At 60.0% G+C, this 16,930-nt stretch carries 13 protein-coding genes; 7 read left to right on the top strand and 6 right to left on the bottom strand.

Annotated features, from left to right (window positions below; genetic code table 11):
- Positions 1–88: 88 nt before the first annotated feature.
- From MB02_RS02995 to MB02_RS02975, 5 genes are read right to left on the bottom strand one after another with little or no spacing between them, the layout of a single operon-like run.
- A complete protein-coding gene (locus MB02_RS02995) occupies positions 89–1,234 on the bottom strand; it encodes a thiolase C-terminal domain-containing protein (protein WP_067532054.1) in 1,146 nt (381 codons plus the stop codon).
- Between the two features lie 40 nt (positions 1,235–1,274).
- Positions 1,275–4,775 (bottom strand): indolepyruvate ferredoxin oxidoreductase family protein, encoded by a 3,501-nt coding sequence (locus MB02_RS02990; RefSeq protein ID WP_067532052.1) that lies wholly within the window; start codon positions 4,773–4,775, stop codon positions 1,275–1,277.
- A gap of 15 nt (positions 4,776–4,790) precedes the next feature.
- On the bottom strand, positions 4,791–5,237 hold the full coding sequence (locus MB02_RS02985) for a Zn-ribbon domain-containing OB-fold protein (RefSeq protein WP_067532050.1): 447 nt from the start codon (positions 5,235–5,237) through the stop codon (positions 4,791–4,793).
- A gap of 19 nt (positions 5,238–5,256) precedes the next feature.
- Positions 5,257–5,724: a MaoC/PaaZ C-terminal domain-containing protein gene (locus MB02_RS02980; RefSeq protein ID WP_067532048.1), complete on the bottom strand. Its 468-nt coding sequence runs from the start codon at positions 5,722–5,724 to the stop codon at positions 5,257–5,259.
- A 38-nt stretch (positions 5,725–5,762) separates the two neighbouring features.
- Positions 5,763–6,581 (bottom strand): enoyl-CoA hydratase/isomerase family protein, encoded by an 819-nt coding sequence (locus MB02_RS02975; RefSeq protein ID WP_067532396.1) that lies wholly within the window; start codon positions 6,579–6,581, stop codon positions 5,763–5,765.
- A 472-nt stretch (positions 6,582–7,053) separates the two neighbouring features.
- On the opposite strand from MB02_RS02975, the gene MB02_RS02970 reads away from it, so the two are divergent.
- The 6 genes from MB02_RS02970 (at position 7,054) to MB02_RS02945 (ending at position 13,683) form a co-directional block, all read left to right on the top strand.
- Positions 7,054–8,793, top strand: coding sequence for an FAD-binding protein (locus MB02_RS02970; RefSeq protein ID WP_156495388.1), 1,740 nt, complete (start codon positions 7,054–7,056; stop codon positions 8,791–8,793).
- Between the two features lie 29 nt (positions 8,794–8,822).
- Positions 8,823–9,911, top strand: coding sequence for a Rieske 2Fe-2S domain-containing protein (locus tag MB02_RS02965; RefSeq protein WP_067532044.1), 1,089 nt, complete (start codon positions 8,823–8,825; stop codon positions 9,909–9,911).
- Between the two features lie 22 nt (positions 9,912–9,933).
- A complete protein-coding gene (locus MB02_RS02960; RefSeq protein ID WP_067532042.1) occupies positions 9,934–11,103 on the top strand; it encodes an acyl-CoA dehydrogenase family protein in 1,170 nt (389 codons plus the stop codon).
- Between the two features lie 9 nt (positions 11,104–11,112).
- Complete coding sequence (locus tag MB02_RS02955; RefSeq protein ID WP_067532040.1) at positions 11,113–11,943, top strand: alpha/beta fold hydrolase; 831 nt, start codon at positions 11,113–11,115, stop codon at positions 11,941–11,943.
- 48 nt (positions 11,944–11,991) lie between these two features.
- Entirely contained in the window at positions 11,992–12,885 is an 894-nt protein-coding gene (locus MB02_RS02950) for a VOC family protein (RefSeq protein ID WP_067532038.1), read from the top strand.
- 159 nt (positions 12,886–13,044) lie between these two features.
- Positions 13,045–13,683 (top strand): TetR/AcrR family transcriptional regulator, encoded by a 639-nt coding sequence (locus MB02_RS02945; protein ID WP_067532036.1) that lies wholly within the window; start codon positions 13,045–13,047, stop codon positions 13,681–13,683.
- A 52-nt stretch (positions 13,684–13,735) separates the two neighbouring features.
- On the opposite strand, the gene MB02_RS02940 is transcribed toward MB02_RS02945, so the two are convergent.
- A complete protein-coding gene (locus tag MB02_RS02940; RefSeq protein ID WP_067532034.1) occupies positions 13,736–14,443 on the bottom strand; it encodes a TetR/AcrR family transcriptional regulator in 708 nt (235 codons plus the stop codon).
- Between the two features lie 128 nt (positions 14,444–14,571).
- Here MB02_RS02940 and MB02_RS02935 point away from each other — a divergent pair, with 128 nt between their 5' ends.
- Positions 14,572–16,833 (top strand): arylsulfatase, encoded by a 2,262-nt coding sequence (locus MB02_RS02935; protein ID WP_067532032.1) that lies wholly within the window; start codon positions 14,572–14,574, stop codon positions 16,831–16,833.
- The last annotated feature ends 97 nt before the right edge of the window (positions 16,834–16,930 follow it).

Genomic DNA, 16,930 nt, shown 5'->3' with positions numbered 1-16,930 from the left:
GTGCGGTGGCTTGCGTGTTCGCAGCCCTACATCCCAATGCTGCTCAACATTAACTCGTATTGATTTGTTATTTGCTGATGGCGGGCTCTCAATTGCGCAGAACCAGCGCGCCGTTGGGTGTCGTGTCGCATGAAGTGACCAGGCACGTGCTCGCGCCTTCGATCTGGGTCAACGCGTCGCCGCGCAGCTGTTTGACCGCTTCTGTGGCGAGGTTCATGCCGTGCAGATAGATTTCCGACAGGCTGCCGCCCGATGTGTTGACCGGCAGTTTCCCGCCCGCGCGCAAGTTGCCTTCCGCGGCAAAGGCGCCGGCTTCTCCCCGGCCGCAAAAGCCATAGGCTTCGAGGCTGAACAGCACGAGCGGAGCGAATGCGTCGTACAGCTGCGCCACGTCGATATCGGCGGGACCGATGTCTGACTGACGCCAGAGGTTTTCCGCGCAGGCCCAGGAGGAACTGCGCAGAGGATCGGCACTGTGATAATCGGTCATCAACTGATGCTGGGCCGTCATGCCCTGTGAGAAGGCATGGATATAGACGGGCGGTTTCGCGCAGTCGGTGGCGCGGTCGCTTCGCGTGAGCACCAATGCAATGGCCCCGTCGCTTTCCAGGCAATTATCGAACAGGCACAAGGGGTCGGAAATCATCCGCGCTTCCATGTACTGATCGAGCGTCAGTGCCCGCGCGTGCATCAGTGCCTTGGGGTTGTTTCGGGCAAATTTGCGCATCGCCAGGGCGACTTCGGCCAGCTCTTCCCGTTTCAATCCGTATTCGTGCATGTAGCGGCGGGTCAGCACGGCCACTTCGTCCACCGGACGGACCAGCCCCTGCGGGCGTGTCCATTTCCAGTGATCGGTGACAACGCTGTTCACACCTGCCCAGAGCCGCTTTGTGGGCGATCCGCGTTTGCGCGAACGCCAGACTACGCCGACGTTGGCGATGCCGGCGGCAATGGAAAGTGCGAGATGGCCGATCGCACCGCAACCCGCGCCTCCGCCGTGAGGCGATTGCGACAGGTAATGGACATCCCCCATGCCGACGCTGCGGGCGACTTCGAATTCGGGCGTCTCCTCATAAGTGTAGCAGGACAGCGCATCGACTTCGCCCGGGGCGATCCCGGCGTCGTCGAGCGCGGCCTTGATCGCACGGCAGGCAAGCTGAAATTCGGATTCTTCCAGATTCTTGGCGAACGTGGTTTCGCCAATTCCGACAATGGCGGTCTTGTCCTTGAACATGTTCAGATGCCTTGGAGTGAGTTTGGCGCAATCGGTGCGATCATTCTGCGGCTTCCAGAGCCATCGGCTGCGGGGCAGGGGAGAAGAAACTCTCCAGCAGACTGGCCAGATGCTCCCTCGCGCGTGCGAGATGTTCGTCCTTCACTGTGTCGTAGCCGCGGATCAGTTCCGGCCACGAGGCTATTTGAACGGCCAGGTCATAGTTGTCCGCGTCGGTCCGGAGGAGAACATCGCGCATCAGCGCGGCGTAATCGTCGATCAGCTGGCGCTCCAGCTTGCGATGTGCGTTATGGCCGAAGATGTCGAACGGCGTGCCGCGCAGAACCTTGAGTTTTGCGAGAACCTTGTAGAGCAGCATGGTGCGCGGACCGAAAGTACGCTTGCGATAGCGGCCGGTCTCCGGATCGCGTTTCTGCAATTTGGGGGGCGCCATGTGGAACTCGAGCGTCAGATCGCCCTCGAACTCCTCCTCCAGAGCGCGTCTGAAGCTGTCATCGGCGTACAGCCGGGCAACTTCATATTCGTCCTTGTAGGCCATCAGTTTGTAGTAATACCGCGCGACGGCACCGGTCAGTGCCTGTTCCCGTTTAGGGAAGCGGAGATCGGCCTTTTCCGCACTATCCACCAATTCCCGATATTTCTGCGCATAGCTGGCGTTCTGGTACGCGGTCAGTTCACTGGTGAGGCGATCCGCCAGTTCGTTCGCCGTTTCTGATCTTGCAGGCTGCTTAGCCTGGTCTGCGAAGGCGAAACGTTCCACGGTATGGGGATCGTTTGCCGCGATCCGTCCCCAGGTGAGCGCGGCCTTGTTCATGTCGACGCTGACGCCGTTCAGTTCCACTGCCTTCAGGACGGCATCGAGGCTAATCGGCATCCAGCCTTTCTGGATGGCATAGCCGAGGAGGAAGAGATTGGCGGCGATCTCGTTTCCGAGCAGTGCGTAGGCCAGCCTGCCTGCATCGACGAACGCGCCGCGTTCATGGCCGACGATGTCCTGCATCGACGCGATCATTCCGTCGGGGGTCAGATTGAGATCCGGATTGCTGGCAAAGGCGGAAGTGGGGGCGACACGGGTATTGACCACCACCCGGCTGCGTTGTGAGTCCAGCTTGGACACGGCTTCCTGCCCGGAACTGACCACGATGTCACAACCCAGCAGGAGATCCGCCGTGACGATGCGCGTGGCGTGGAGTTCCTCCGGCCGGTTCGCAATGCGCACGTGGCTGGTGACCGGGCCGTTGCGCTGGGCGAGGCCGGCTACATCGAGCACTGAACATCCCTTGCCTTCCAGATGTGCTGCCATGCCGAGCAGTGCGCCGACCGTAACCACGCCTGCCCCGCCAATGCCGGTGACAAGCAGGCTGAAAGGAGCATTGAGAGGCGCTTGTTGCGGTGGGGGCAGGTCCGCAGCCAGCCGTGCCGCTTCGGCGGGCAGGGTGGCGCCTTTCCCCCGGCTGCGGTTGCGGGGGGTACCGCCGTGAACGGTCACGAAACTGGGGCAATAGCCTTTGGTGCAGGAAAAATCCTTGTTGCAGGCCGACTGGTTGATGCGCCGCTTGCGTCCGAATGGCGTTTCGACCGGTTCGATGGCGATGCAATTCGACTGGACGCCGCAATCGCCGCATCCTTCACAGACCCTTGGATTGATGAACACGCGCCGGTCGGGGTCGTCTGCCATGCCACGTTTGCGCCGCCGCCGCAGTTCGGTTGCGCAGTATTGTTCGTAGATGATCGCCGATACGCCTTCGATCTCGCGCAGTTCCCGTTGTACGGCGTTGAGATCGTCGCGATGGTGGAGCGTTACCCCCGGCGCAAAGTCGTAGCCGGAGCGATATTTCTCGATGTTGTCGCTGACCAGTGCGATCCGGCGCACGCCTTCGGAAGCGACCTGCCGGGTCAGATCGTCAACCCGGACATTGCCTTCGATGGTCTGACCGCCGGTCATGGCGATCGCGTCGTTGACGAGGATCTTGTATGTGATGTTGACCTTGCCCGCCACCGCCGCGCGAATGGCCAGAAGGCCCGAATGAAAATACGTTCCGTCGCCAAGATTCTGGAACATGTGCTGTTTTTCGGTGAAAGGCGACAGCCCGATCCATGCGGCGCCTTCACCGCCCATCTGGAACAATGTTGGTGTGTTGCGCTCTGGCAGGAATGTGGCCATGCCATGGCAGCCGATACCGCCGAATGCGACGCTGCCTTCGGGCACCTTGGTCGAGGTGTTGTGGGGGCATCCCGCGCAGAAGCTGGGCATTCGCACCAGACTGCCGCCAGAGGCAGTGTTCGGCTTGCCGTGGCAGGGCGGGGCGATGTTCACACCCTGCCGGGACAGAGTGGTTGCGATGACTTGCGACAGGACCGTGGCGTTCAGTTCCGCTTCGGACGAAATCAGCGGCGCGCCGCTTTCGTCCATCTTGCCGGTCAGAATCGGGGAGGTGGGATCGTTGACGAACAGGCTTGCCAGTTGCTGTTCGATGATCGGCCGCTTTTCCTCGACAACCAGAATGCGGTCATAGCACCGGACGAATTCCGCGATGAGGTCGGGCTCCAGCGGCCAGGGCATGGCAACCTTGAAGACACCGATCCCGTGGAGTTTGCACGCGTCCTCGTCGAGGCCGAGTTCTTCCAGCGCCTGCATCAGATCCAGGTGGGCCTTGCCGGTCGTCACAATGCCCAGTGCGCCGTGGTCCTGATGAATGACAGGCCGATTGAGGCGGTTGGCCTTGATGAAGGCCTTCACTCGGGGAATGCGTTGCTGGTAGTGGCGTTGTTCTGCCTGAACCGGGTGGATGCCCCACCGCGCATGGAGCGCAAGGTCCCCTTCCTTGCCGCTTTCCGTTTCCGGAATGACGATCGGTGCCTGATCCGGTGAGACGTTGACCGATGCCGAACTCTCGATCGTATCGGTCACGCACTTCATGCCGATCCAGCAGCCGGAATAGCGAGACAATGCGAAGCCGTAGAGGCCGTAGTCGAGATAGTCCTGCACTGTGGCGGGATTGAAATAGGGCATTCCGAAATGGATCAGGGCATGGTCGCTCTGGTGGGCAATGGTGGACGATTTCGCCCCATGATCGTCGCCCGTGAGTACGAGCACGCCCCCGTGCCGGGATGAGCCGGAATAATTGCCATGCTTCAGCGCGTCTCCGGCGCGGTCGACGCCCGGCCCTTTGCCATACCACAGGGCGAATACCCCGTCATAGAGCGCCCCGCCCATGAGGTCGGTCTGCTGCGATCCCCATACTGCGGTCGCGCCCAGCTCCTCGTTGATGCCGGGCTGGAAGACGATGTGATGTTCGTCCAGCTCGCGCTGTGCCGCCTTCAGCGTCGTGTCATATCCGCCGAGGGGTGAACCCGTGTAACCCGAGATGAACCCGGCGGTATTCAGGCCGCTGGCGAGGTCCCGCTCGCGTTGCATCAGAGGCAGGCGGACAAGCGCCTGCGATCCCGAGAGATAGACCTGGCCGGATTGCTTGCGATAGCGATCCTCCAGTGCGTAATCTTCCAGGGCGAGAGCCGATGCTGTTGCAGCGCTGGTCAAGTTGATTTCCTCTTTTCAGATACGTGGGCCAAGCCGCCAGACGGGCAGGGCGCAGTCTGGTGACACGGTCTGGAAATGGATCGTGAGAGGCTGTCCGATCTCGACGTCTTCCGCGGTAAGGCCGGTGAACGCGTCGTCCGCTCCTGTCACCGCCATGCCGGCGATGCGGATCATGGGATCGGAATCGAGCGCGCCGATTACTGTGATGTAGGGTGTGATCGCTTCGAAAGCCGGCAGCAGCGGTGGGCGAGGGGTCGCGAACGACCAGATGGTGGCAGTGCCGGGATCGTCGCGCCAGGTCACGTTCTCGGATTGGCAATGCGGGCACATCGGGCGCGGTGGAAACCGCGATGTTCCGCAGTCGCCACAGGCTTGCACGACCAGCTTCCCATCGCGTGCCTTGCTCCAGAACTCCCGGTCGAGCGGGTCATCGGTTGCCGGCAGAGGCATGCCTTCGATCATGTCGGGCTCCTTCGCGGGGTCAGGGGCGGTAAAGCAGCTTCCACGAGAACACGAGGCAGGGCTTGTCCTGTCCGACCACGTGAACCGCGACGCCGAAGTCAATCATCGTGGCGCCATCCTTGACGAGCACGTTTTCGATCCGGGTACGGCAATGGATGCGCGATCCGACGGGAACCGGGCGGACAAACCGAAGCCGGTCTATTCCGTAGTTCAGGGCATTGCCGTGCCCGACAATTGCGATCCCGTCCGACTTCCGCAGCGCGGAAAGAAACGAGAGCACGAGGAAGCCATGAGCAATCGTGCAACCCAGCGGGCTTTCGACAGCCGCACGTTCAGGATCGACATGGATCCACTGCATATCGTCGGTCAGTTCGCCAAAGGCGGTGATGTCGTCCTGCGTAACCAGCCGCTCTTTGCTCCAAGGCCCATATTCATCGGAGACCAGCGCCTCCAGCGTTGCAATGTCGTCAAATCGGATCGTGTTCATTCGCGTCGTATTCCATTGGAAAATATGCTGATTTTTGCTTAGGATTCGGTGTCCGGATGATACGGGGACCATCGCGCATCGCGGCCCTCGCCGAAGGCGCGGACCCCTTCGAAAAAGTCGTGCGAACGGTTGTGGACATTCATCGTGTCCCACGCGCGCGTCGTGGCTTCGCCCAGGCCAGCCTCTTTCGAACTCCAGATTGCTCGTTTGGTCCGGGCCATGGCGCTGGGCGAATTTCGCCGCATTCGCTCTGCCAGGGCATAGGCGTGGTTCATCAGTTCATCGGGGGGCGACAATTCATCCAGCATCCCGATGGCATGGGCCCGATGCGCAGAAATTTTCTCCCCGCGACCTCCCAGCGCCATGCGCAGGACAGCGCCGATGGGAATGCGCCGGGCCAGAGCGATGGTTTCCAGGGCGGAAACCAGCCCGACACTGACATGGGGGTCGGAAAATTCGGCAGTGTCGCTGGCGATTACCACGTCGCATTCGGCCACGAAGTGCAGGCCGCCGCCCATGGCGAGACCGTTTACGGCACAGATAACCGGCTTCCAGACCCGGTTCTGCAATGGCGACCAGCGCACTGATTCAGGCAGGGAGGTGCCCGCCGCATCGGTGATCATTTCCGGCAGATCCCTGAGATCGGCCCCGGTGCAGAAAGCCTTGTCTCCCGCGCCGGTAACAATCGCGACAATGGCGGATTCGTCGTGTTCAAAGCCGCGCCACAGTATGGGCAACTCGCGGCTCATCACGCTGTTGATCGAATTCAGCCTTGCGGGCCTGTCCAGCGTAATCAGAGCGACGCCGTCGGTGACTTCATATCGGAGCGTTTCGAATTGAATTGCTCTGCCTCCCATCCATCCTGATCCTGCCGGGAACCGCGCGTTCATGCGGTCCAGGTCTGTCTGATCCGGTGCATTTTGCCCTCAGGCTGCCTCGCCCGAGGGCCCTTGAGATCGCGCAATGCGCAATCGGGGCCGGGCACGCAGCTTTGCGCCATTTCGAGATTATGTTGTCGAAAGAGGCTCAACAGAAACTCGCATTCGAGCGCGAAAGACGAGTTTGCGGGAGTCATTGGCGACTAAATGCGAGTTTGAGGTGAACCTTCTCACGCCATAGTCAGATTTTCGTGCAAGGCCCGGTAAACTGCGGGACACAAACACTGACGCTACGGTTTGCGGCCGGGGCAAGCAGACGGGCAGTGTGCACGGGAGACGATGATGAAGAACCGGGCAACGCATATTACAGGTTTGCGGCATCGCTGCGCCGATTGGATGGCGCCAGGTCGCCCGAACGGGCGTGGTGCCGGCAGCGGTCGGGGCCCGATATATGAATAAGCCTCCGTCCACGCCTCAGGCAATGCAATCCGCCGGGTCCGGGGGGGATTTGGCTTATGATGTGATCGTGGTCGGATCCGGTGCGGCGGCGCTTCTGGCTGCCTGCCGGGCCACGGATCTTGGCGCGCGTGTGCTCGTGCTGGAAAAGACGGACCGCATCGGAGGTAACTCGGCCACTTCCGGCGGGGGAATCTGGGTGCCGAACAATCCGTGGATCGCCGAAGCCGGTGTTACAGACAGCGAAGAAGATGCGTATGCCTATCTAAGGGGAGTGATCCCCGGCGATCAGATCGGCGACGATACGATCCGGACCTATATCCGAACGGCACCGGCGATGATCGCATATCTCGGGCAGATCGGCGTGCCTTATCGCCCGGTGAAGAAATATCCGGATTATTACCCTTCCGCTCCCGGATGGAAGCCGGGTGGCCGGACAATGGATTGTGCGCCGCTCGACGGTCGCGAGCTTGGGGACGATCTCGGCAGGCTTCGCGAGATGCCGCCTGCCTCGAAGGCATTCGGGCGGATCAACCTGTCGATTACCGAGGTGTCGAAGATCCAGGCTGTCGCTAAGGGGTGGCAGAAGATCGCGCTGAGAGCCGTAGCCCGCTATGCAGCGGACATCGGCGGCAGATTAAAGGGCAGCCGTGATCGCCGCCTGTGCATGGGTGAAGCTCTGGTCGGCCGTCTGCTGCTCGCGCTGCGCAAGCGTGGTGTGGATTTCCGGTTGAATGCCCCGGTCAAGGGACTGATCCGGGAAGGCAAGCGTGTGGCCGGAGTCGTTATCGAAGATGCGGTCGGGCGGCATCAGCACATCGGGGCTCGCCGCGGGGTGATAATCGCGGCAGGTGGCTTTGAACGCAGCTCAATCATGCGGTCGGCAAATATTGCCGCGCCCACTTCGGCTGACTGGTCGGCGGGAAGCCCCGGCAACACTGGCGACCTGATTGCCGCAGGCAAAGAGATCGGCGCCGCAACGGGCCTCATGAACGAAGCGTGGTGGGCCCCTGTGGTCAGGTGGGGCGAACGCAGTGTGGTCCTGTTCTTCGAGAAGTCGAAGCCGGGATTCCTCATCGTCGATCGCAATGGCCGCCGTTTCATGAACGAATCCATCACTTACAATTCCTATGGCAAGTGCATCTATGGTGAGGACTACAGCATCCGTGATCGGGTGCCCGCGTTCGTCATTTTCGACCGCACTTATCGAGAGAACTATATGTTCGGGGGCTTGCTCCAATCGAACATGTCGCCGGACTGGATGAACAGGGATGCCTTCGGGCCCGAAGGCTTTCTGCGCAAGGCGTCCTCCTTGCGCTCTCTCGCGTCTCAGCTCGGTATCGACCCCGATGGCCTCGAGGCCACGGCGGCGGAGATGGCCCGCTATGCCGAGACTGGCGTGGACGAGCAATTCGGCAGAGGCAGTGACGAACACGATCGGCAGTATGGCGATGCCAGGGTCGGTCCAAATCCATGCCTGGGCCCGATTGAGAAGGCGCCGTTTTACGGCACGCCGCTCTATCCCGGTGACATTGGTACCAAGGGCGGCCTGGTCATCGATGACGATGCGCAGGTGCTGGACGACGCGGGGGAGATCATTCCCGGCCTGTTCGCCGCCGGCAACAGCTCTGCCTCCATCATGGGGGACAAATATCCGGGGGCGGGATGCACGCTCGGTCCGGCGCTGACCATGGCGTTCCGCGCCTGCAACAAGCTCATGCACGCCAACGCTTAGTTAGTGAAACACTATCGGGAACTGGAAACGTGGCCAAGACAGAAGACTATAAACTGGGCGAATTCGAATTTCCGCGGGGCTGGTTCATGGTGGCGGAAGCCACCGAACTGGACTCGGGGCCTGTGCCGTTGCGCTTCTTCGGCAAGGATTTCGCGCTCTTTCGCGGAGAGAGCGGGAAGCTGATCTGTCTCGACGCATTCTGTCGGCACATGGGCGCTCATCTCGCGGGTTCGAAGACGGCTTCCATCGCCGCTCATCACGAGCAGATCGAAGGCGATGCCATTCGCTGCCCCTACCACGGCTGGCGTTACAACAGCGAGGGGCGGGTGGATGACATTCCCGGGTTCGACGGACCATGCCCCAAGGCGGCGACATTGGGCACGCACCTGGTGCGCGAGGTGATGGGGGCAGTGATGATGTGGCACGACCCCGAAGGAGGGGAGCCGGACTACGAGCCGCCGCAGTTGCCCGAATGGGATATGCCGAACTGGATCAACGGGGCCTACGACCATCTGGGAACGCTGGCGATCCACCCGCAGGAAGTTCTCGACAACATGGCCGATTCCAACCACCTCGGCCCGACGCACGGCGTCCCGTGCGAGTATTTCGAGAACGAGTTCAACGGGCACGTCTATCAACAGCGGCAGGGCGGATTCCGCCGGGAATACGATGCCTATCTGAAGACTCTTACCTGGTACACCGGGCCGGGTCTGCTGCTGTCCCGGCAGTCGATCGGCGACATTTACGGTATCGAATTCATCTTTCACACTCCGGTCGACGACGGGGTGATCAAGGTGTGGCACAATAACTTGCTGCGTGTGCCGAACGACAATCCGGGGCCTGACGAAATCGCCGCAGCCAAGGCTATGCAGGGCGAAGTGCTCGACGCGTTCAGCCAGGATTTCGAGATCTGGTCGAGGAAGCAGCCCGCGATCGGGATCATGGGTCTGCCGACCGAGCGTAACTTCCAGCTTGGCCGGACCTGGTATCGGCAATTTTACAACCCGCGGAATCGTGCGGCGGAATTTCAGGGCATTGCCAAGGGACGGCATGTTCCGACGCACAAGAAACCGGCCGACGACATCACACGCGATCTGGAAATGGCGAACGGCCACTGAACCGGGAAAATCGAGAGAGAATATGGCTACGAGTTTTGCAGCAGCCGGAAATGCACCGGCAATGAGCGTGATCGACATCGAACCCTGCCTCGATCTCATTGAGAAGAACGGCCCCGTGGCGCGGAAGGAACGGAAAGTCCCCACCGGGTCCGTGGAAGCTTTGCGTGAAAGCGGCGTTTTCCGGGCTTTCATTCCCAAACGTCTCGGCGGGATCGGCGCCACGCCACAGGAGTGGCTGCGGACGCTCATCAAAGTGGCGGAACGGGATATGAGCACGGCGTGGATCACCGGCGTTATTTCGGTGCACGCCTTCCAGATATCCCTGCTGGACAGCCAGGTGCAGGACGAAGTCTATGGCACCGATCTCGATGAACGTGTCAGCAGTTCCTACAATCCCGTGGGGGCCAGAACCAAGCCGGTAGAGGGCGGTGTCATGCTGCACGGGCGCTGGGGCTGGAGTTCCGGGAGCGACCACTGTCAGTGGGCCCTGTTGGGGACGATTGTCGAAGGACGGCCGCTGCTTCAGACCATGCTCGTGCCGCGCAGCGCCTATGTGATCGAAGACACATGGCATGTGATGGGGCTTCAGGGGACGGGTTCCAACGATATCGTGATCGAAGAGCCGATATTCGTGCCGGACGATCACATCCATTCACAGATGGACGGCTATGAAAGACTGCGCGATCAGCCGGATGCCGTTTACGGTCTGCCCTGGGCGCAAATCTTTGCCGCGACCGTTGCCGCCCCGGCCATCGGCGCCGCTCGTCATGCGCTCAGGCTGTTCATTGCCAAGGCAGGCGGGAGCAGCACGGACCCGACCAAGCTGAAAGGGGATCCGGACATTCTCCGCCGCGTTGCGGAAGCCAGTTCCCTGATCGACAGGGCGGAGGCCAACCTCATTGCGAATTTCGACTCGATGATGGGTCTGCTCGAAAGCGGTCAGGAGATACCGCTGATCGATCGCGCCCGTTACCGCTACGAAACCGGGGCGATCGTGGTGCAGATGATGCAAGCGGTGGATATTCTGTTCGAAGTCGGCGGCGGACGCAGCGTGTTTCTGGGCTCCGAGATTCAGAACATCTGGCACGACATCCACATTGCTCGTGCTCACGTCGCCAACAACCCGGTCCCGCTGGCCCGTAATTACGGAAACATGCTGCTGGGTGCCGACAATGCCGATTTCTTTCTTTGAGGGACTATCGTGAGCAAAGACCTTCTTCCGCGCGGCCATGAAGTCGCGGTTGGTGAGCACCGGATCCATTACCTGAGCTATGGGGAAGGGCCTGCGGTCGTATTCCTGCATGGGAGTGGGCCGGGCGCGAGCGGCTTCAGCAACTTCAGGTCGAATATCGACACGGTTGTCGAAGCCGGCAGGCGGGCGATCGTATTCGATATGATCGGGTTTGGTTACTCGAGCAAACCGACCGGTATCGACTATACCACGGAATTGTTCGCGGAGACGATCAAGGGCGCGCTGGATGCCCTTGGCGTGACGCACTGTGTGCTGGTCGGAAATTCGCTCGGCGGGGCCGTGAGCATCAGGCTGGCGCTCGATCACCCGGACATGGTTGATGGTCTGGTGCTGATGGCGCCGGGCGGGATCGAAGCCGATGCGGTGTATTACAACATGCCGGGCATCAAGAGCATGATCGCCGGTTTCGTGGGGGGCTCGCTCGATTTCGATGGCCTGCGCAACCTGTTGCAGATGCTGGTAAAGGACCCTGCCATCGTCGACGATCAACTGGTTTCTGAACGGTTGGAAGTTCTCCAGTTGCAACCGGTGGATGTTCTCGCCCGATTGCAGGTGTCGAATATGGAGCAGGAGCTTCCCAACCTGCGTTGCCCCATTCTCGGCTTCTGGGGCCAGGACGATCAGTTCACGCCAGTTACCGGCTTCTCCAAGTTTCTGGCAAGCAGCCCGGATTGCGCATTCACTATCGTGTCCAATTGCGGCCACTGGGTGATGGTGGAGCGTGCCGGCATGTTCAATGCTCAGGTGCAGTATTTCCTCGACCGTCTCGACAGCAATTGAACTGGTACTCGCAGCCGATGTGTTCCGGACAAGAGAGACTATTCCGCAATGAAAATTTCTAATCTCGGTTACGTTATCCTCAGTTCACCCGCACCTGATGCCTGGCGCAGTTTCGGGCTTGAGGTAATCGGGACGATGGAGGCGCCTGCGCCCGATGGTGCCGTGGCTTTGAAGATCGACGAGCATCCGTTCCGGATTCTGGTCGAAACCGGCGAAGCTGACCGGTTGCAAGCAATCGGTTGGGAAATGGCTTCGCATGCCGACCTTGCGGCGATGCGCGATCATCTTGCAGGGCAGGGTCTCGCAGTGCGATCCGGCACGGCTGAAGAAGCCGAAAAGCGCTGCGTCACGGAATTTTTCGCCACTACCGACCCTGCCGGAAACCCTCTCGAATTCTATTATGGCCGAACGGGTTGTGGCGAACCGTTCGTGTCGCCTATCGGTACATCCGGTTTCGTGACCGGTGCGATGGGCCTGGGGCATATCGTCGTTTCCGCCGCCGGTGCGTTTGAAGAGGCCTACAGGTTCTATACGACCACGCTAGGGCTGGGAGACAGCGACGATCTGACCATCGCGTCGCCGCAGGCAGGCATGCCGGATATGCGGGTCCGGTTCCTTCATGCGGACAATCCCCGGCATCACAGCCTGGCGCTGTTCAACCTGCCTTCCCCGACCGGGGTCGTGCATCTGATGCTCGAGATGGAAAATCTTGACGAAGTCGGGCGGTGCCTTGATCGGGTCGAGGCTCGCAATATCAGCCTGATGGCTTCGTTGGGGCGGCACTGTAACGACAACATGGTTTCGTTCTATGTCCACGGGCCCGCCAACGTGCCGCTCGAGATCGGTTGTGAAGGTCTGCAACTCGACTGGACTCGTTTCGAACCGACTGTCAGCACGGTGCCGGACCATTGGGGCCATGCATATCAGCTTGGCGCGGAGTGAGATATGACATGCGATGCAAAGGCGCCGATCCGGGATAGTCGTCGCTGGACGTGTTCCGGCACGTCAGAGTGATGCCAAAAGCTCCTTTGTCATGCGGATTTGCAGAGGTTAGATTGCAGCGCTGCTGGAAATCAAAGGCATAATCGAGAGGGCCCATCGTTGCGCCGCAAGAAACCAATTCAAGATCGCGCCAAATTTACGTCGGATGCCATACTGGAAGCCGCGGAGATCATCGTCCTGGAAGAGGGATATGAAAAGGCGACGACCAACTACATTGCCGAAAAGGCAGGAGTGAGCATCGGCTCGCTCTATCAGTATTTTCCGAACAAGAATTCGATCATATCGGCGTTGATCGAACAGACGGTTTCACGGGTCGCAAACGGGATGAGAGTGGTCTTGCGGGAGGCAATGGAGCTTCCCCTCGAAATCGCGAGCCGCAACGCGTTTTCCTATCTGCTCGATAACCTGCGGGAAAAGAAGGAGCTGTTCTATTCGCTCCCCAAGCGTTCTCCGGAACTGATCGAGCTGACGCAGAACCTCTCGGTCGAGAAATTCACGCACCAGACGAACAGGGTCCTGCTCGAACAACATCAGGACGAGATGGTGCCCATGGATCTCGAGAAGGCACTGATTGTTCTCGAAATCGGCATTCTGGCGAACATGCGGCGTTATATTATGGAAAATCCTGCCGGGATGACGGACGAGGAGTTCATTGATTCCATGGTTCGCCTGTCGACAGCCTACCTGAAGTATGATCTGCCTGACGTTCCCAAGGTCGCAGCCGAAGTTCAGCCATGATCGTGCGCCATCGCTGGTCTTTCGACGCGATGGCATGACACGGCGGTTCAGTTCACATATCTGCCGCAGGGGTTTTGACGAAGGGTATCCAGTCTTGAGTTTCCCGGTGGCCCTCCTCCAGCTCGTCCGGACACTGGACAGCCAATGCGGCTGCGATCATTCTGACGACTTGCGGAAAGCCCGCCGGGATAACCGGTTGTGTGTCCTCGTGCGTTTGCACGGCAAGGAAGCGTAGGGACACGGGCAGAAACAGCTTCGTCCGCTTGAACAATTCCCTGTCGCTGATGCCAATTGCCCGGCGGCTCATTTCAAACAGTTGGAGCGTGGGGCTGTCCGTTTGCGAGGCTAACACGGGATGGACGATCTCATCGATTGGATCGTCCCGGACAATGAACTGAAGCAGGAAACGCGCAAAGCTGCAGTTGCCGTCGCCGTCGGTTTGCTCGGCAAGCGGATACAGAAACGCCGTCAGGATCGAATGGATATCTGCCGGGTCGACATCGCGGAGCAGCACTTTTCGGCGGAGCTCGACCTGTTGCATGCGCACGTTCAGGATTGCCTGGGCAAGCCCATCCCGGTTGTTGAAATGGTATTGCACGGCGTACTTGTTCCGTTGCTTCGCATGGCTGGCAATCTCTTCGAGAGAGACATTGCTGAAGCCACGGCGCCCCATCAGGTTTTCGCCCGCCATCATCAGGCGTTCGCGCGTGCCGTTCTGCCCGGTGATGTCGGGAATGGTGAAGCGTTCATATCGTATCATCTGGTTTTCCCGGGCTTCTGCCTTCGATTTTGGGTCTTGTGAACGGGTCTATAGCGCATTAGTGGTCAGACATGTTTAAGTGTATACACTTAAACATGTTGGGTGAGGTCGATCTTGGAAGGTGTCTTATGGGCAGGAAACGTGCGCGCGCGGTAGTAAGTAGTTTGGGTTTTGCTCTTGGTCTGGTCGCCGGGCACCCTCTCGCGGCGCAGGATGCTGCACATGACCCGGCTTCCGAATGGCAGCAGCCGACGGCTCCGAAAAACGCACCCAATGTCATTCTTATCCTGCTCGACGATGTGGGATTTGGCGCGGCGGGCGCATTTGGCGGCCCGATCGCCACTCCGGCATTCGACAAGCTGGCGGAGGAAGGGCTCCGTTACAACCGGTTCCATACGACCGCCGTCTGTTCGCCCACCCGCGCGGCATTGCTTACGGGGCGTAACCAGCACCGGGTGGGCTTCGGCTATGTTTCCGGCCAGGAAAAGCCGCATGCAGGCTACACTGGAATCTGGCCGAAATCGGCAGCGTCGATTGCACAAGTGCTCAAAGATAATGGGTACAGCACCGCCGCATTCGGGAAATGGCACAATACTCCCAATTGGGAAGCAAGCCCGGTCGGGCCATTCGATCGCTGGCCGACGGGTCTCGGCTTTGAGTATTTCTACGGGTTCATGGGGGGTGAAGCCGATCAATGGCAGCCAATCCTTTATCGCAACACGGTTGCCATGACCGCTCCGGAGACGGGCTATAACTTCAACGTAGGCATGGCAAACGATGCGATTGGCTGGTTGCACACGCACCAGTCGCTTGCCCCGGGCAAGCCCTATTTCCTCTATTATGCCCCCGGCGCGACCCATGCACCGCATCAGGTCGGGCCGGAATGGATCGCCAAATATCGTGGCCGTTTCGATGACGGCTGGGATGCGATGCGCAAAATGACGTTCGAGCGGCAGAAGAGAATGGGAGTGATCCCCAAGGATGCCAAGCTGACGGAACGACCCGCCGAACTGCCTGCCTGGAACAGCCTCAGCGAAGAGGCCAGGAAACTCTATGCGCGGCAAATGGAAGTCTATGCCGGTTTTCTGGAGCAGACCGATTATGAAATCGGACGGATGGTGGATGCGGCACGCGCGGGCCCAGGCGGCGAAAACACCATGGTCATCTACATCATGGGTGACAACGGCGCTTCCGCCGAAGGCGGCATGAACGGTTCGGACCGCAATCTGTTCGATATGATTACCGAATCCGCGCACGATCTTTCCACCCAGTCTGCGCGGATGGACGAGCTTGGCAGCGATCAGGCTGACAACCACTTCTCGGCCGGCTGGGCATGGGCCAGCGACGCGCCGTTTCAGTGGACCAAGCAGATTGCCTCGCACCTCGGCGGTGTGCGAAACCCGATGGTCATCAGTTGGCCGGGACATATTGCAAAGGCTGGCCAGGTCCGTTCCGCCTGGACCCATGTGATAGATGTGGCGCCGACGCTATACGACATCATCGGGATCAAGGCGCCCGATACGGTCAATGGCGTGAAGCAGATCAGCATGGACGGCATCAGCTTCGCCGCTACGTTCAAAGGTCCGGTCGCTGAAAAACCAAGGACCCAGTACTTCGAAATGCAGGGCAATCGCGGCGTTTATTCGAATGGCTGGATGGCCAGTGCGCGGCATCACATCCCCTGGCTGCTACATGAAGAGAACAAGCCGTTCAGTGAGGACAAGTGGGAACTGTACAATCTCGACAAGGATTTCTCGCAGGCCACCGATCTCGCCACGCGCTATCCTGAAAAACTGAAAGCGATGCAGGCGCTGTTCGAAAGTGAAGCCAAGCGCAACAATGCCGAGCCGCTGGCAACGATGACGCTCAATTCCACATTGATGAACATCCAGCCTTCGCTGGAGCGTGGGCGCAAGGAATTCGTCTACAAACGCGACACTGCGCCGATCCCGTCGCTTTACGGGATGCCGATGTTGATCGGCCCGCACCGGATCGACGCGAAGATCACTGTTCCCGAGGCAGATGCCAATGGCGTCATCGCATCGAATGGCGCACGGGATGGCGGCTTCACACTCTATCTGAAAGACGGTTACCTCGTTTACGAAAATAATCTGGCAGACGTGCACTACGATACCATTCGCTCTGCCGAACCGCTTCCGGCCGGCCCGGTCACGGTTTCGTTTGTGCTGAGCAAGGATGACAAGACCCAGGTCGGGCATTTGCTGGTCAACGGAGAGGAGGTGGGTGAAACGCCGATCCCTCACATCTTCATGCCATCCTATCTCGGGGCCTTCTGTGTGGGGCAGAATTGCGGATCGCCGGTGGGCAAGGGCTACACGGGCCGTTTCCCCTTTACGGGGGATATCGAGGAGGTGCGCATCTCACGCTGACGGGAAAGGCAACGGTCGGCGGAGCGAACACGCCTTGGCGCGGCGGCTCCGTTTATCTCACGCGATCCTCGGTTCATCCCCCATTTGCGGGATGGTC

Origin of the sequence: Croceicoccus estronivorus, from assembly GCF_001625325.1 — a bacterium.
GTDB classification, from domain to species: Bacteria; Pseudomonadota; Alphaproteobacteria; order Sphingomonadales; family Sphingomonadaceae; genus Caenibius; species Caenibius estronivorus.
This window is presented reverse-complemented; position numbering and strand designations above follow the sequence as displayed.

Coding starts and splice junctions, on each gene's coding strand:
- MB02_RS02995 (WP_067532054.1), bottom strand. CDS start 1,234: ATGTTCAAGGACAAGACCGCCATTGTCGGAATTGGCGAAACCACGTTC.
- MB02_RS02985 (WP_067532050.1), bottom strand. CDS start 5,237: ATGATCGAAGGCATGCCTCTGCCGGCAACCGATGACCCGCTCGACCGG.
- MB02_RS02980 (WP_067532048.1), bottom strand. CDS start 5,724: ATGAACACGATCCGATTTGACGACATTGCAACGCTGGAGGCGCTGGTC.
- MB02_RS02975 (WP_067532396.1), bottom strand. CDS start 6,581: ATGGGAGGCAGAGCAATTCAATTCGAAACGCTCCGATATGAAGTCACC.
- MB02_RS02970 (WP_156495388.1), top strand. CDS start 7,054: ATGAATAAGCCTCCGTCCACGCCTCAGGCAATGCAATCCGCCGGGTCC.
- MB02_RS02960 (WP_067532042.1), top strand. CDS start 9,934: ATGGCTACGAGTTTTGCAGCAGCCGGAAATGCACCGGCAATGAGCGTG.
- MB02_RS02950 (WP_067532038.1), top strand. CDS start 11,992: ATGAAAATTTCTAATCTCGGTTACGTTATCCTCAGTTCACCCGCACCT.
- MB02_RS02940 (WP_067532034.1), bottom strand. CDS start 14,443: ATGATACGATATGAACGCTTCACCATTCCCGACATCACCGGGCAGAAC.
- MB02_RS02935 (WP_067532032.1), top strand. CDS start 14,572: ATGGGCAGGAAACGTGCGCGCGCGGTAGTAAGTAGTTTGGGTTTTGCT.